Below are 15336 nucleotides of genomic sequence, written 5' to 3'. Positions count from 1 at the left end.
CAGCCCGGGCGCCGGGTGTCCACGAAACTCCTAGAAGCGGGACGAACCGCCGGATCCGCTGAAGCTGCCGCCGCTTGCGCCGTAGCCGCTGGAGGACCCGGACGCAGCACTCCGGGCCGACTCGATGCTGCTGCTGCCGGAGGAAACGCCGGAGCTGAACGCACTGACGGTCCAGAGGTAGTTCGGGTAGGCCGTATCCAGGATGCTGGGCCGGTATCCGTCCCGGTAGCGGCGGGGGCGGTCACGGGACTCCTCCAGCGCCTCCCGCATGAGCTCGCGCTCGGCGTCGTCCTCGGCTGCCTGTGCGATCACGGTCTCGGAGTGGTTCTTCAGGAGAGCGGCCAGTTCGGTACCGGCGTCGTGGAGGATGTCCAGGGCCTGCTCGGGCGTGAGGGACTCCTCTGCCAGTCCGGCCGCTGTTGTCTGGATCCGGCGGCGGCACTGGGTCCGGAACGCGAGGAGCGCAGCGGCGGTGGTCGAGTCCATTGCGGTCTTGTCCTCCTCGAAGAGGCCGTCCAGTTTGTCGAGTTCCTCCAGCAGCGGTGCGGCCTGCCGGTCCCAGGCAGCCTGCCATCCCGGGGCCATGTTCAGCAGGGTATTCGTATCGGCAATGACGTCGTCAAGGCCGTCAAGGGCGGAGGTAAGTTCGGCAAACTCCTCCACCGGCTTGGTGCTGCTGCGGCGGCGCAGGTCTTTTTCCGACAGTGCGCGGACATGGTTTCCCAGCTCAGTGGCGGTGTTGTAGCGCACCATGAACGTGCGGTATTCCTCCAGTACCCGTGCCCCGTAGGTGGAACTGTCCGGGATGGTCCGGGCGTTGACCTCGGTAGCGTCCAGGTCCATGCTCACGCTGGAGTAGGAGCGCTCGGCTGCGGCGATCAGTTTCCGGTTGGCTGCAAGCCGCTTCCGCCGCGTCGCGATGACCGCATACCAGACGGCAGCTGCCACGAACACGACGCCTCCGGCCAGGACCCATAGGGCAGGGTTCAGGTACCAGGGCCGGTTAATGAGCTTCGCAGCTTCCTCCACGCCGGCAATAGTGCCGTCGGTCCACTGGGCGTCGGCGAAGTATTCACCGGCTTCCTCCCGGATGTCCTCGGCTACTCCGCTGTCCACCTTCCGGTCTTCGCCGAAGTACGTTCCGATCCACCGGCCCTCGGGGTCCAGGGAGAAGATGAATAAACCATCCGCCCACTTCTGCCCGTCGGCGCTGATCCACTCCGGATGCTCTTCCCGGGCATAACGGAGCGTTTCCTCATTCATGAACGTGTCGCCGTCGTCGAACTCCCGTCCCGGCTCACTGCGGAAGGTGTAGATCGCCACTGTCGTGGGGGAGCGGAAGTGGACCTCTTCGAGGGCGGGCAGGAGCGTGTTGAGGTCGAGGACTCCGGCGGTGTCATCCACCACGATGTCATCCGGTGCGACGGCGGCAGCCGGCGCAGCAGGCACCGCCAACGCCAGCAGCACGGTCAGGGCGAGCAGCAGGAAACGGTGCATGGGTCCTCACGGAAGGTTGGCTACGTGGACGGTCGGGGGAGGGGATCGGCCGCCGGGCGTGCGCTGGACATGCCGGGCAGTACTGCATCCTGCCCCAGCACAGAATGCAGGAACATCTGGGTATCTTCCAGCACGGCACGCGCTTCCGGCCGGGAAAACTGGAACTGGGCTTCGTGCGGCAGGGCAGGGGAGAGATCGTCGGACCAGAACTTCCGGGTCACCGGAACGCCCAGGGACTCCAGGCGGTTCGCGAAGGGAACGGACTGTGTGAGGGTGAGGCCGTCGCCGTTTCCGCCGCAGATGAAGACCGGCGGAAATTCAGGCGTCGCGTGCGCCAGCACGGACATGTGGTCGGCAACCTTCGTCCGGGCGAAGTTCCGGGTGCCGGTGTATGCCCAGAGGGCGGTGCGGAAGCCCCACCCAAGGATTCCGCTCAACTCAGACATGGCCTCGAGATCGTAGACACCGCAGTGCAGTACCGCTCCGCGCAGCTGCCTGCGGGCCAGGGTGGGGGAGAGGCCCGCGGCGGCGGCGTAGCCGGGGGAAGACACTGCCGCGGCCAGCTGGGCGGCGAGCTGGGCGCCGGCGGAATCGCCCGCGAGAACAACACGTGACATATCCAGTCCGTACTTGCCTGCGTGCTCCTGCAGGAAGCAGAGCGCATCATCGAGCTGGTTCAGCGCCTGGGGGTAGCGGGCACCGGGGGCGACTTGGTAGTCGACGCCGACGGCGGCGAAGCCACGGGCCGCCAGCATGCGCAGGTAGGGGGCGACGTCCCGCCGGGACCCGGAAATCCAGGCTCCGCCGTGAACCCAGAACACTACGGGGACCGGTCCCGTCTGGCCGGGAGGCAAGTAGATGTCCAGGCGCCGGGTGCCGCCGTTCTGGTACTTCAGTCCCCGGTGTTCGGTGACCTCCGGGGAGTACGGGGCCATTTGGGCCACAAGCTGCTGCGCCCCGCGGTAGAAGACTGCCCGGATCAGGAGGGCTGCCGGCCATGGTGAAAGCAGCAGTGCCGCCGTCGCCGATGCGGCGGCCAGGGGAAGGAGCCGCGGGCGGCGGACGCGGGAAGTGGACATAGCTCCAGCCTAGTTGGACAGGACTTCCGGCATCATTTTCGGAGGAAATGTGTCATGGATCATATACAATCCTGAAGAAGCCGCCAAGGAGCGGGCCAGCGTTTTCCCCGAAAGTGGTGCAGCTACGTGCTCGAGAAGGAAACCATAGAGAAGATCGCCGACGAACTGGTGGCTGCCGGCGCCAGCCGCACGCCGGTGCCGCGGCTGACCACGCGGTACCCGGACATGACCGTAGAGGACTCCTATGCCGTCCAGAACATCTGGAGCCGGCGCATGCAGGAGAGCGGGCGGAAGCTGGTGGGCCGGAAAATCGGCCTGACCTCAAAAGCGATGCAGGCAGCCACCGGCATCACCGAGCCCGACTACGGCGTCATCTTCGACAACATGGTCCTGGAAAACGGCTGCACCGTGCAGTGGGATGCCTACACGCACCCGCGGATCGAGGTGGAACTGGCGTTTGTGCTGGGCAAGCCGCTCTCCGGACCCAACTGCTCCATCTTCGACGTGCTGGATGCCACCGACTATGTGGTTCCCGCCCTGGAGATCCTGGATTCCCGCATCGAGATGGAAGGCCGGACGATCGTGGATACCATCTCCGACAACGCCGCCATGGGCGCGATGGTGGTGGGCGGACGCCCCGTCAAGGTGACCGACGTCGACCTGCGCTGGGTCGCTGCGCTGCTCTACAAGAACCAGACCATCGAGGAGACCGGCGTCGCCGCAGGTGTGCTGAACCATCCCGCCGCGGGTGTCTACTGGCTTGCCAATAAGCTCGCGGCCCATGGAACCACCCTTGAAGCCGGAGAGATCATCCTCGCCGGGTCCTTCACACGGCCCATGTGGGTACACAAGGGAGATACCGTCCATGCCGATTACGGACAGCTGGGGTCGGTGACATGCCGTTTCGAGTAGGACTCCCCGCCCCGTTCAAGGAAGGACTGGGCTCCGGCCGTGCCCGTGTGGGCATGTGGGCCTGCACGGGCAATCCGCTGGTGACCGAGATCTGCGCCGGTTCCGGGCTCGACTGGCTGCTGATCGACGGCGAGCACAGTACCAACAGCCTGGAATCGATCAGTGTCCAGCTGCAGGTGGCGGCCGGGTACCCGATCCAGCCGGTAGTGCGGCTGCCGGCCAATGACACGGTGCTCATCAAGCAGTACCTGGACCTCGGCGCGCAGAACCTGCTGATCCCGATGGTGGACGACGCCGGCCAGGCCGCCGCCGCCGCCGCCGCCGTCCGCTACCCGCCCCACGGGGTGCGGGGAGTGGGCAGCGCCCTGGCCCGTGCTGCGCGCTGGAACCGGGTGGAAGGCTACCTGGGCCGCGCCGATGAAACGATCACGCTGCTGGTCCAGGTGGAGACTGCGCAGGCCGTTGCCAATGTCGCTGAAATCGCCGGGACCGACGGCGTGGACGGGATCTTCATCGGCCCCTCGGACCTTGCAGCCTCCATGGGCTACCTCGGCCAGCAGGAGCATCCGGAGGTGGTTGCCGCCGTCGAGCGCTGCATCGCCGTGGCCAAGGACCTGGGCGTGCCGGTCGGCGTGAACGCCTTCGCCGAGGCCACCGCGCGCCGGTACCTCGACGCCGGGGTGGACTTCATCCTGGTCGGGGCCGACGTAGCCCTGCTCGCCCGTGCCTCCGAAGCGCTTGCGGCGAAATACCTTCCTTCCGGAGAGGACGGCGCCGCTCCCGCCAGTTACTAGCAGCGGCTAGATCAGCATTGCCGAGCGGACAGATTCGGCAGCTCCGGTACCGCCGTCGCCGGAGGAACTGACCCGTCCGGCGGCGAGCACGGAATAGGCATGGGCTGCCTGCAGCGCAAAGCCGATGTGCTGTTCCACCAGCAGGACGTGCATTCCGGGCCGGGCCGCCAGGTTCATGATGGTCTGCTCGATTTCGGCAACGACGTTGGGCTGGATCCCCTCCGTCGGTTCGTCCAGGATCAGCAGTGACGGTTCGGTGATCAGCGCCCGGGCAATGGCGAGCTGCTGGCGCTGGCCGCCCGAAAGCAGTCCTGCCCGCCGGGAAAGCAGCGGCTTCAGGGCCGGGAACATGTCCAGCGCTTCGTCGAGCAGGGCAGCACCGCGCCTGCGCCCGTCCGCCACGAGCCGCAGGTTCTCCAGCGTGGTCAGCGGTCCGAAGGACTGCTGGCCCTGCGGAACGTACGCCAGCCCGCGTGCCACCCGCTGGTGCGGGCGCAGCCGGGAAATGTCCTCGCCGTTGAAAAGGATGGATCCCGCTGACGGTTTAATGATGCCGACGACGGCGCGCACCAGGGTGGTCTTGCCCGCGCCGTTGTGGCCCAGGACCGCTGCCACGGATTCGTCCGGGATGGTGAGGCTGACCCCGTGCAGGACTTCGGTGCGTCCGTACCCGGCTTTGAGCTCCTTGACTTCCAGCATTAGTGTCCCTTCGCGGGCGAAGCGCCCAAATAGACTTCCTGTACCCGCGGGTCGGCCTGGACCTCGGCAACGCTGCCCTCGCTGAGAACCCTGCCCCCGGCCAGCACCGTCACCGACGTGGCGTACTCGCGGACAAAGTCCATGTCATGCTCGATCACCAGGGTGATGCGGCTGGCGCCGATGCGGCGCAGCAGCTCACCGGTCTGCTCGCGCTCGTCCTGGCTCATACCGGCAATGGGTTCGTCCAGCAGGAGCAGGTCCGAGTTCTGGACCAGCAGCATGCCGATCTCCAGCCACTGCTTCTGTCCGTGGGCCAGAGTGCCGGCCTGGGTACCGGCCAGGTGCTCCATGCCGATGATTTCCAGCGCCTCTTCGATGGCGGGCTCCACCCCGCGGCGGCGGCGCAGCAGCTGCAGCGGCTTGCGCCCGGATCCGGCGGCAATGTCCAGGTTCTGCAGCACGGAAAGGTTCTCGAAGACGCTGGCGGTCTGGAAGGTACGGCCAACACCGAGCTTGGCGATCTGGTGGACCTTGCGGCCAAGGATCTCTGTTCCGGTGTGGTTCACGGATCCGGTGGCGGGAACCAGGCCGGTGATGGCGTCGATGATCGTCGTTTTGCCTGCGCCGTTGGGACCGATCAGGAAGCGGAGGTCGCCCTGCGTTACGTCCAGGCTGACGCCGTCGACGGCGGTGAAACCGTCGAATACGACGCGCAGGTCCCGGATTTCCAGGTACTGCGGCCGCCCGCTGCGCCGGCCCCCGGGCTGGGGTTCGCCCTCGGGAAGCAGCGGCTGGGCGGTCGTCTGGGGTGCTGGTGCTGTCTTCATGCGCGGAGCTCCAAAGGGGTAGCCGGCGTGGGGGCCGTGGGCGGTGAGGCACTTGCCGCGGCGGCTGTGCCGCCGTCGCTGGTTGCGCGCTTCTTGCGGAGCCGGCCGAAGAGTGCCGGCAGCGATGCGAGCCCGCCGGGAAGGAACCCGACCACCAGGACAAAGAGCAGTCCTTGGAAGTACACCCAGAAGGACGGGAAGGAAGAGGCCAGGGAGGACTGCGCAATGGCGACGCCCAGCGCGCCGAGCACGGGCCCGAGCAGGGTGGCCCGGCCGCCGATCGCGACTCCGATCAGGAAGGCGATCGACGGCGCGACTCCCACGTCTGCCGGTGAAATGATGCCCACGATCGGCACGAACAGCGCTCCTGCGATCCCCGCCATCACAGCGGCGATGACGTAGATGACGGTCTTGATGGTCGCCGGATCGTAGCCCAGGAACCGGACCCGTTCTTCCTGGTCCCGGACGGCGATGAGCAGTTCACCGAACCGGCTGTGCATCAGCTGCCGGGCCACGGCCACGCAGAGCAGCAGGACGACCGCGGCGAGCAGGTAGAGCATGCGCTTGTTGGCGGGGTCGGAGAGGTCGAAGCCCAGGAAGGAACGGAAGCCGCTGAGGCCGTTGGAACCGCCGGTCGTCGCCTGCTGGCCAATCAGCCAGACCGCGAACGCCGCCGCGAGGGCCTGGCTGAGGATGGCGAAGTAGGCGCCCTTGACCCGGCGCTTGAAGATCGCCAGGCCCAGGACCGTCGCCACGAAGCCGGGGACGAGGACTACCGCGAGGAGCGTCACCAGCGGACTGCGGAACGGCTCCCACCAGCCGGGGACGGAGCCGGTCCCGTAAAGGGTCATGAAGTCAGGGACACCGGTGCCGCCGAAGAGCGCAGCATCGGCGAGTTTCATGTGCATGGCCATGATGTAGGCGCCCAGCCCGAAGAACACGCCCTGTCCCAGGGTGAGCATCCCGCCGCGGCCCCAGGCAAGGCCAATGCCGACGGCGACAATGGCGAAACAGATGAACTTCCCGAAGAGGGAGAGGCTGAACACCGGCAGGACGGCCGGCACGACGCCGAGCAGCAGGACCGCCGCGAAGCCGAAACCGGAGAGGACCCCGGCCCGGGAAGAGAAGAAGGATGTGATCCGGGTGGTAGCTGCACTCATGCCAGGCTCCTCGTCTTGAGGGTGAAGATGCCCTGCGGCCGCAGCTGCAGGAAGATGACCACGGCCACCAGGATCAGGACCTTGCCGATGCTGGCAGTGGTGGAGAACTCGAACACGGACTGCAGGACCCCAAGGGTGAAGGCTGCGATTGCGGCTCCCTTGATCTGGCCGATGCCGCCGGCCACGACTACCAGGAATGCGTCCACAATGTAGTTCGGGCCGAGGTAGGGGCTGGTGGAGCCGATCAGCGATACTGCCACACCGGCGATGCCGGCCAGGCCGGAGCCGATGAAGAACGTCAGCTGGTCGGTGCGGCGGGAGGAGATGCCGCTGGATTCGGCCAGGTCCCGGTTGACGACGACGGCGCGGATCCGGCGGCCGAGCGGAGTCGCCTTGAGCAGCAGCGCCAGTGCGGCCAGGCAGGCCAGCGCCAGCCCCAGGATGAACAGGCGGGTCAGCGGGATCGGCGTTCCAAACAGTTCCACGTTGCCCTGCAGCCAGGCCGGAACCCGGACGTCGACGCTGGGTGCGCCGAAGATGTCACGGGCTGCCTGCTGCAGGATCAGTGCGACGCCGAAGGTCACCAGCAAGGTGTCCAGCGGCCGGTGGTACATCCGTTTGAGCAGCAGCCCTTCCAGGACCAGGCCCATCGTTCCACCCACCACGAAGGCCACCGGAAGGGAGACCAGCAGGGAGGCACCGGCGTCGGCGATGGCCTTCTGCACCACAAATGCGGTGTAGGCGCCCGCCATGATGAATTCGCCGTGCGCCATGTTGATGACGCCCATTTGGCCGAACGTCAGGGACAGGCCCAGGGCGGCGAGCAGAAGCACCGACCCGAGGCTGAGCCCGGCGAACATCTGTCCGATTAGCAGTTCCATTCCGGTGGACCTTTCGCGGGGAAGGAGCGGTGATGCAGGGTAGGGACGCGCGGCTGCGGTCCCGCTGGCGCAACAGGCCCATCCCGGACGACGGGCCGGGCCTGTTGCCGGCTTTAGGAGAGGCCGGCAGCCCAGTCGTAGCTGTCCAGGTACGGGTCCGGTTCCACGGCCTCGGGAGCTTCCCAGACCGTCTCGATGAGCCCGTCGGAGGTGATTTTGCCGATCCGGGGGGTCTTGGTGATGTGGTTGTTTTCACCGTTGACCGTCACGGTGCCTTCGGGCGCTTCGAAACTCACGCCGTCGGCCGCGTCCTGGACCTTGTCCACGTCGAAGGATCCGGCCTTCTCGACCATGGCCTTCCAGAGGTACAGGGAGGTGTAGGCCGCTTCCATCGGGTCGCTGGTCACGCGGTCCTGGCCGTACTTCTCCTTGAACGCCGCAACGAAGGCCTGGTTTTCCGGCGTGTCCAGGGTCTGGTAGTAATCCCAGGCAGTGAGCTGGCCTTCGACGTTCTCCAAGCCGATGCCGGGAACCTCTTCTTCGGCGATGGACACCGAGACCACGGGCATGGTGCCGGCGCTCAGGCCCACGGAGGTGTACTGGCGGAAGAAGGCCACGTTGGAGTCGCCATTAAGGGTGTTGAAGACTGCGTCAGCGCCCGAGTCCCGGACCTTGTTGACGATCGTGGAGAATTCGGTGGAACCCAGCGGCGTGTATTCCTCCCCGACGATCTCCATGCCGTGGGCCTCGGCGTAGGCGTTGATGATCTTGTTGGCGGTGCGGGGGAAGACGTAGTCGCTGCCGACCAGGAACAAGGTCTTGGTGCCCTGCTCGGCCAAGTAGTCCAGGGCCGGGATGATCTGCTGGTTGGTCGTGGCACCGGTGTAGAAGATGTTGTCGGAGGACTCCAGGCCCTCGTACTGCACCGGGTAGAAGAGCAGGGCGTCGTTGGATTCGAACACCGGGAGCATCGCTTTGCGGGAGGATGAGGTCCAGCCGCCGAACACTGCTGCGGTGCAGTCCTGCTGGATCAGCTTGGCTGCCCGCTCAGCGAACTTGGTCGGTTCGGACGCGCCGTCTTCACTGATGACTTCCAGCTGCTTGCCCAGGACGCCGCCGTCGGCGTTGATTTCTTCGGCTGCCAGGGACAGGGAATCGAAAACGGTGCTTTCGGAGATTGCCATGGTTCCCGACAGCGAGTTCAGGAACCCGATCTTGACGCTGTCACCGGAGGTGTCCACGCAGGACGCGGCACTGCTGCTTCCGGTGTCGGCTTCGGATTCGCTGATCTGGGAACCGCAGCCGGACATGGTCGCCACCACGGCCGCAGCTGCAAACGGGATCAAAGCTCGTTGGAGCGCAATCGATTTCACGGAGCACCTGTTTCGTTGATGCTGCGCTGTACCAGCAGCGCAGACGGTTGGACGGCTTATGCAGCATCAACTTATGGGAACCATGTTTCGGGTTTCCGGCGCCCGGGTTTCGGAGTTATTTCGTTTCCTGGCCATCGTTTCGGCAGCGTTTCAGCAGCCGCTCCCACACGGCCGGGAAGGCAGGAAACTGCTAGGGGATCATCCAGCCGAGGACCGAAGTGGACTGCAGGAAGACGATCACGCAGAGCACCAGCAGCAGCCCGACGCTCCAGCCGAAGACCTTTCGGAACAGGACGGATTCCTGCCCGCTCATGTTCACAGCAGCGGCGGCGATGGCCAGGTTCTGCGGCGAAATGAGCTTGCCCATCACACCGCCGCCGGTATTCGCGGCGACCATGAGTTTCGGGTCCAGCCCGGCTGCGGCACCGGCGGTCTCCTGCAGTTTTGCGAACAGCGCGTTGGCAGAAGTGTCCGATCCCGTGACGGCCGTCCCGATCCAGCCCAGCACGGGGGAGAGGAAGGCGAAGAACGCGCCCGTCGCCGCCAGCCAGGTGCCGATCGAAATGGTCTGTCCGGAAAAGTTCATGACGTACGCCAGCGCCAGGACCAGCACGATGGTCAGCGCTGCGGACCGCAGCCGCTTGGCAGTCAGCCAGATCTCCTGCACCGCACCGCCAACGGTGAGCCGGTAGCGCCCGCCGTCATCAAACCGGGAGTACACCACCGCCACAATCAAGCCGCTGATCAGCAGCAAGGTCCCGGGGCTGATCAGCCACTCGAAGTTGTAGACCGTTGAGGACTGGGGCTGGCCGTTGGCATCCAGCAGTGCCTCATGCAGCCACGGCCAGGGGATCTCGATGCTCGTTTTGGCCAGGGCCGCGGGAATATCTATTCCCAGGGTCCACAGGTTCACAATCCCGAAGATGAGGATCACCAGAATGTAGGGGAACAGTGCCATCCAGGCTCGCGACGGCGTCAGGCGGTCCTGGGCAGTGTCGGTCGCCGCGCTGCCGATTTCGGTTTCTCCGCCGCCGGCCGATGTCCAGCCGCCCGCCCGGGCGGTCGCCAGCTCGCCCTCCATGCGGCGCGCTGCTTCGTGCCCGCCGGACGGATGCCAGAACCGCAGGAAGCCGACGGCGGCAACCATCGCCACCAGCGAGGAAACGATGTCCGTGAGCTCGTAGGAAAAGTAGTTGGAGCACAGGAACTGCACCACAGAGAAGACGACGCCGGTGAACAGGGCCACCGGCCAGCAGTCCCGCACCCCGCGCCGCCCGTCGAGGATGAAAAGCAGGATCACCGGGATGACGAAGGCCAGCAGCGGTGTCTGGCGGCCGACGACGGCGGCGAGTTCCTCGCCCGAGTAACTGGTCAGGTTAGCGGCCGTCGTGATGGGAATGGCGAGTGCGCCGAAGGCGACCGGAGCCGTATTGGCGATCAGCACGGCGGTGGCCGCGCGGACCGGTGCGATTCCGAGCGCCAGCAGCATGGTCACGGTGATGGCAACCGGCGCACCGAACCCGGCCAGCGCCTCAAGGAGTCCGCCAAAACAGAACGCCACCAGGATGGCCTGGACCCGCAGGTCACCGCCGCCCACGGCGTCGAACACCCGGCGGAGGTCTTCGAACCGGCCGCTGCGCACCGTGACCTCGTAAAGCCAGACAGCCATCACGATGATCCACACCACCGGGAACAAGCCGAATGCTGCCCCCTGGGTGGCAGAAAGCAGGGCCAGTCCGGCAGGCATGCCGAACCCCACGACGGCGATCACCAGTGCCGCGAGCAGTGCGCACGCCCCTGCCACGTAGGCCTTGGTCTTTGCAAAGGCCAGCAGGAGGAAGAAGACAAGGAGCGGAACCAGCGCCAGCAGGGCGGAAAGCGCCACGCTCTGGCCGATGGGATCCGTGCTGGGGGTGAAGCTTTCCATGAGAGCCCTCCATACCCGGGGCTTCCGTTGGCGGCCGGCCGTGAATGGCTGGACCGGCGGAAAACGGAGGCCGAGGGCGGCAGCGGAACGGAAAAAGCCGGTGTTTCCAGAGTAGGCCGGTGAAGGACGTTCGGCAGTCCAGCGGGCCGCTTTTCCGCGTGGACGGACAATTTTGCGGTGCCGGCGGTTCGGCAGTGAAGTTCGGCCGTGCTGCCGGTTTCGCTGAACTACCAGCCCTTGGCCAGGTACAGGTCCAGATAGGCGCCGCGGTCCACATCCAGGTCCTCCCGGCGTTCCAGGCCGGCGGCCAAGGCGGTGCGCTGGGATCCAATGTTGTCCACGGATGTGTAGGCGACCACGGGCAGGCCGGGCAGGAGGCTCTCCGCCATTTGGACAGCCACGAGTGCGCCCTCGGTTGCCAGCCCCTGCCCCCAGACCTCGGGGCAGTAGCGGTAGTAGAGGTTCAGCGCCGGGCGTCCGCGGATAATGCGGTGGGAGACGCCGGTGAAGCCAATGAGGTTTTCCGGTTCGGCGGGGTCCACCACCACCCAGACCCCGAAGCCGTGGCGGTACCAGTGCTGCCGGATCTCGTGGAAGGTCCGCGCCGAGGAAGCCCGGGTGACGCTCGCCGGCACCGGGTGGTGGACGTTGGTGCGTGGATCCGTGTGCAGGTCAACGGCGGCTTCCTCGTCCTGTGCCAGCGGCCTGCGAAGCAGCAGGCGCTGGGTGCTGACGGGAGACCAGTCCCTGGCATTCTGCTCCAGCATGGGGACTACTGTAATCCCGCGTGCCCCCTGTGGCAGCGTGCCTTCACCGAGATGGCAGAAACTGTTCTTTAGAGGCCCTGTTCGGGCAGTTTCTGCTGCCTCGTGGGGTTAGGAGGGGAGGGTACGGAGCTCGCGGTGGTGCCGGACGTAGCCGAACACGGCCACCACCGTCGAAATCACGGCAGACAGGGCCAGGCCCAGCCAGAGGCCAACGTGCAGGGCAGCGGCACCGGCTACGGCTCCGGCCATGATCAGGGCGATCGCCAGGGCACGGCGGGCCCAGAACGTGCTGTCCCCGCCGGCCAGCCGCGAATCCGAGGCCAGCCCGGTGATCGTTGAGGTGACGACGACGGTGGTGACTTCAGCGACCTTCAGCCGTTTGGCGGTGGCCGCCTGAATGCCCATCAGCGTGGCCATGGAAGAGGTTGTGATGCTGCCCAGGACGTCATTCGCCTGCACGTCCACCACAGCGGTAAACACAGCGAGGCCGGTGATTCCGGACGCCACGATCATCAGTGCCGCCGATATCCGCCCGGACCATCCTTCCGGCCCCCGACGCAGCATCCGCCCGGCCAGGGCCGCGCCGAGCATAAAGAACACCAGTGCCAGTGCGGGACGGAGGACCGGCAGCCCTGTCCCGCCGGCAAAGGCCATGCCCAGCAGCACTACATTGCCGGTCATGTTCCCGGTGAAGACGTTGTCCAGGCCCAGGTAGCCGACGGCGTCGATCACGCCGGTGGAGAAGGTCAGCGAGAGCATCAACCACAGGTGGATGCGCTCCGTAGGCACGGCGTTTAGGCGTTTCACGGGCTTCCCTTTCATCGGCGACGGAGCCTAATGTATACGAAGCTGCCCAGATGCCGGGTTTTGTATCCAATCTCGTGGCAGCCCCGGCTCACCCAGACAGACGGAAAGCGGTCCCATGCCTTTCACAGCCCCCGAACCGTTCACTACCCGGCCCACGCTGAAAGGCACGTTTGGGATGAGCGCTTCCACCCACTGGCTGGCCACGGCCGCCGCACAGTCCGTGCTGGAGCGCGGCGGGAACGCTTTCGACGCCGCTGCTGCCGCCGGCTTTGTCCTCCACGTCGTCGAGCCGCACCTGAACGGACCGGGCGGGGACCTGACCGGGGTCTTTGCCACGGCCGCCAATCCGGCCGAGCCTGTTGTCCTGATGGGACAGGGCCCTGCCCCGGCGGCAGCAACCCGCGAACATTACCTTTCCCTTGGCCTCGAGCTCGTTCCGGGATCAGGTGCCCTTGCCGCGGCAGTCCCGGCCGCCGTCGACGCCTGGCTCATCCTGCTCCGCGATCACGGGACCTGGGAACTCTCCGCTGTCTTGGAGTATGCGGCGGGCTACGCCAGGGACGGGCACCCCGTGCTGGCCCAGGTCGGCAGGACCATCGGAGCGGTTGCCGAACTCTTCACCGAGCACTGGCCAACCTCGGCGCAGCTGTGGATGCCGCAGGGCAGGCCGCCGGCCGAAGGCGAACTGGTGGCCAATCCCGCGTATGCAGCCGTGCTGCACCGGCTTGCAGCAGCAGGGGAGGGGCTTGCGACACGCACCGAGCGCATTGAAGCGGCCCGGCGCGAATGGAGCGAAGGGTTCGTCGCCAAGGCAGCCGCAGCCTTCGCCTCCCAGCCGCACAGGCATTCTTCGGGGACGGACCATGCCGGAGTCCTGGCGGAGGCGGACTTCGCCGCATCCCAGGCGGGGTACGAACCGGCTGTGACGTTCGACTTCCGCGGGTACACCATCGCCAAGACCGGCCCCTGGGGCCAGGGCCCGGCCCTGCTGCAGACCCTCGCCATCCTGGACGGGTTCGAGGACGAGGACCTGGACCCTTCCACGGAACGGGGCGTGCACACCATCCTTGAAGCCCAGAAGCTGGCCATCGCCGATCGGGAGGCCTACTACGGCGACAGCGAGGTTCCGCTGGCCTACCTGCTGAGCGAGGAGTACGCCGCAATCCGCCGGGAGCTCATCACAGACAAGGCTTCTGCGGAGTTCCGTCCGGGGTCCGTTCCCGGGCACAGCCCGTTCTCGCCGCCGCTGCGCACCGACTACGTGCCGCCGGCGCTGGCCGGGGCAAACGGAACCGCTGCCGGAACCGGGGAACCGACGGTCTCGGCAACAGGGGAAACACGGGGAGATACCTGCCATGTGGACGTGGTGGACCGCTGGGGCAACATGGTCTCCGTGACGCCCTCCGGAGGCTGGCTCCAGTCCTCTCCGACGATCCCGGAACTGGGGTTCTGCCTTGGTACCCGGCTGCAAATGACCTGGCTGGAGGACGGCGGGCCTTCCACCCTGCAGCCCGGCAAGCGTCCGCGGACCACGCTCACCCCAACCCTGGTCCTGAAGGACGGGGCGCCGGTGGCTGCGCTTGGGTCGCCGGGCGGAGACCAGCAGGACCAGTGGCAGCTGCTCTACCTGCTGCGCACGATCGTTGGCGGCTACACGCCGCAGCAGGCCATCGATGCTCCGGCGTTCCACACCACGGCCTTCCCCGGATCGTTCTGGCCGCGGACCTGGACCCCGGCGGGTGCGGTGGTCGAGGACCGGCTGGGCGAGGAGACGATTGCCGCGCTCGCCGAACGCGGCCACGTCATCACGCGCGCGGGGGACTGGTCGCTGGGACGGCTCTCCGCCGTCGTGCGGGATCCGGAAACCGGCGTTCTGATGGCAGCCGCGAATCCGCGCGGGGCGCAGGGCTATGCCGCCGGCCGCTAAGGGCGGCAGCCAGGCGCCGGCACTTCGCATCCTCATCCGCCGGGACATCATCCGCGGGAAACTCCCGCAGGGAGCGAAAATCACTGAAGCGGCCCTGGCGGAAAGATACGGGAGTTCGCGTGTTCCGGTACGTGAAGCCCTGCGTGTGCTTGCCGCTGAAGGTTTCGTTGAATCCAGGCCCTATGCGGGTTCCCGCGTCGCGCGGCTCGAACCGGAGGAAGCCGGAGACCTCTTTGCGGTGCGGGCAGTGGTGGAGGCGGCGACGGCGCGGCGGGCGGCGGAGCGGGCTGCGCGCCAGGCAGCATCCGGCACACCGGACACCGCGTGGTGGGAGGCCAGGCGGCGGATCGGTGAGATCCTCGCCGCCGGAGATGCGGCGCTGGCGGGCGGCGAGCTGCAGGACCTTGCCGAACTCAACGCCGCCTTCCACCTGGGCGTCGCCGAATTGGCGGGCAGCGCATCCCTGCAGGCGCTGCTGCGGCAGCTTGCCGGGAAAATCGAATGGCTGTATGCGGCGGATGTGGGTGTCCGGGGCAAGGAGTCCTGGCCGGAGCACCGCCGAATCCTGGCAGCGGTGGACGCCGGAAACGGAAGCGAGGCGGAAAGGCTGATGTCCAGGCACATCGACCGCTCCCGGGAGTCCTGGCTGGCCCGTTTTGGCGCCGGGACATAAGGCGCCGCAGCGG

General features: G+C 66.8%; 14 protein-coding genes. 4 read left to right on the top strand and 10 right to left on the bottom strand.

The genetic code is table 11. The annotated features are described in order from the left end of the window. Positions 1–30 precede the first annotated feature (30 nt). Positions 31–1497 carry a DUF5129 domain-containing protein gene (locus LOC59_RS11905; protein WP_227916328.1) on the bottom strand — a complete coding sequence of 489 codons (1467 nt, stop codon included), beginning with the start codon at positions 1495–1497 and terminating at the stop codon, positions 31–33. Between the two features lie 20 nt (positions 1498–1517). Then, positions 1518–2576, bottom strand: coding sequence for an alpha/beta hydrolase (locus LOC59_RS11900; RefSeq protein ID WP_229972138.1), 1059 nt, complete (start codon positions 2574–2576; stop codon positions 1518–1520). A 126-nt stretch (positions 2577–2702) separates the two neighbouring features. On the opposite strand from LOC59_RS11900, the gene hpaH reads away from it, so the two are divergent. Next, complete coding sequence (gene hpaH / locus LOC59_RS11895) at positions 2703–3488, top strand: 2-oxo-hept-4-ene-1,7-dioate hydratase (protein WP_227916330.1); 786 nt, start codon at positions 2703–2705, stop codon at positions 3486–3488. Further along, the gene (locus LOC59_RS11890; RefSeq protein ID WP_229972136.1) at positions 3473–4282 is read left to right on the top strand and encodes an HpcH/HpaI aldolase family protein; all 810 of its coding nucleotides are present in this window, start codon (positions 3473–3475) and stop codon (positions 4280–4282) included. The genes hpaH and LOC59_RS11890 overlap by 16 nt, the downstream gene beginning before the upstream one ends. A 6-nt stretch (positions 4283–4288) precedes the next feature. Here LOC59_RS11890 and urtE read toward each other — a convergent pair whose 3' ends face one another. The 8 genes from urtE to LOC59_RS11850 form a co-directional block, all read right to left on the bottom strand. Continuing rightward, on the bottom strand, positions 4289–4981 hold the full coding sequence (gene urtE / locus LOC59_RS11885) for an urea ABC transporter ATP-binding subunit UrtE (protein WP_229972134.1): 693 nt from the start codon (positions 4979–4981) through the stop codon (positions 4289–4291). Next, the gene (gene urtD, locus LOC59_RS11880; protein WP_227895287.1) at positions 4981–5808 is read right to left on the bottom strand and encodes an urea ABC transporter ATP-binding protein UrtD; all 828 of its coding nucleotides are present in this window, start codon (positions 5806–5808) and stop codon (positions 4981–4983) included. The genes urtE and urtD overlap by 1 nt, the downstream gene beginning before the upstream one ends. After that, the gene (gene urtC, locus LOC59_RS11875) at positions 5805–6968 is read right to left on the bottom strand and encodes an urea ABC transporter permease subunit UrtC (RefSeq protein WP_227895286.1); all 1164 of its coding nucleotides are present in this window, start codon (positions 6966–6968) and stop codon (positions 5805–5807) included. Before urtC ends, urtD begins: the two co-directional genes overlap by 4 nt. Next, a complete protein-coding gene (urtB, locus tag LOC59_RS11870) occupies positions 6965–7849 on the bottom strand; it encodes an urea ABC transporter permease subunit UrtB (protein WP_227895285.1) in 885 nt (294 codons plus the stop codon). Before urtB ends, urtC begins: the two co-directional genes overlap by 4 nt. Positions 7850–7962: 113 nt before the next feature. Further along, a complete protein-coding gene (gene urtA, locus LOC59_RS11865) occupies positions 7963–9222 on the bottom strand; it encodes an urea ABC transporter substrate-binding protein (protein WP_227916338.1) in 1260 nt (419 codons plus the stop codon). Between the two features lie 190 nt (positions 9223–9412). After that, positions 9413–11149 (bottom strand): L-lactate permease, encoded by a 1737-nt coding sequence (locus LOC59_RS11860; RefSeq protein ID WP_229972132.1) that lies wholly within the window; start codon positions 11147–11149, stop codon positions 9413–9415. A 227-nt stretch (positions 11150–11376) separates the two neighbouring features. Next, on the bottom strand, positions 11377–11916 hold the full coding sequence (locus tag LOC59_RS11855) for a GNAT family N-acetyltransferase (protein ID WP_229972130.1): 540 nt from the start codon (positions 11914–11916) through the stop codon (positions 11377–11379). Between the two features lie 108 nt (positions 11917–12024). Further along, positions 12025–12723 carry a YoaK family protein gene (locus LOC59_RS11850; protein ID WP_229972128.1) on the bottom strand — a complete coding sequence of 233 codons (699 nt, stop codon included), beginning with the start codon at positions 12721–12723 and terminating at the stop codon, positions 12025–12027. Between the two features lie 115 nt (positions 12724–12838). Here LOC59_RS11850 and LOC59_RS11845 point away from each other — a divergent pair, with 115 nt between their 5' ends. Together LOC59_RS11845 and LOC59_RS11840 are read left to right on the top strand one after the other, a co-directional pair. Next, positions 12839–14650 (top strand): gamma-glutamyltransferase family protein, encoded by a 1812-nt coding sequence (locus LOC59_RS11845; protein WP_229972126.1) that lies wholly within the window; start codon positions 12839–12841, stop codon positions 14648–14650. After that, positions 14634–15323 carry a GntR family transcriptional regulator gene (locus tag LOC59_RS11840; protein ID WP_227916344.1) on the top strand — a complete coding sequence of 230 codons (690 nt, stop codon included), beginning with the start codon at positions 14634–14636 and terminating at the stop codon, positions 15321–15323. Before LOC59_RS11845 ends, LOC59_RS11840 begins: the two co-directional genes overlap by 17 nt. Positions 15324–15336: the final 13 nt, after the last annotated feature.

The organism is Arthrobacter sp. zg-Y916 (genome assembly GCF_020907385.1).
In the GTDB taxonomy this organism is placed as follows: Bacteria; Actinomycetota; Actinomycetes; order Actinomycetales; family Micrococcaceae; genus Arthrobacter_B; species Arthrobacter_B caoxuetaonis.
This window is presented reverse-complemented; position numbering and strand designations above follow the sequence as displayed.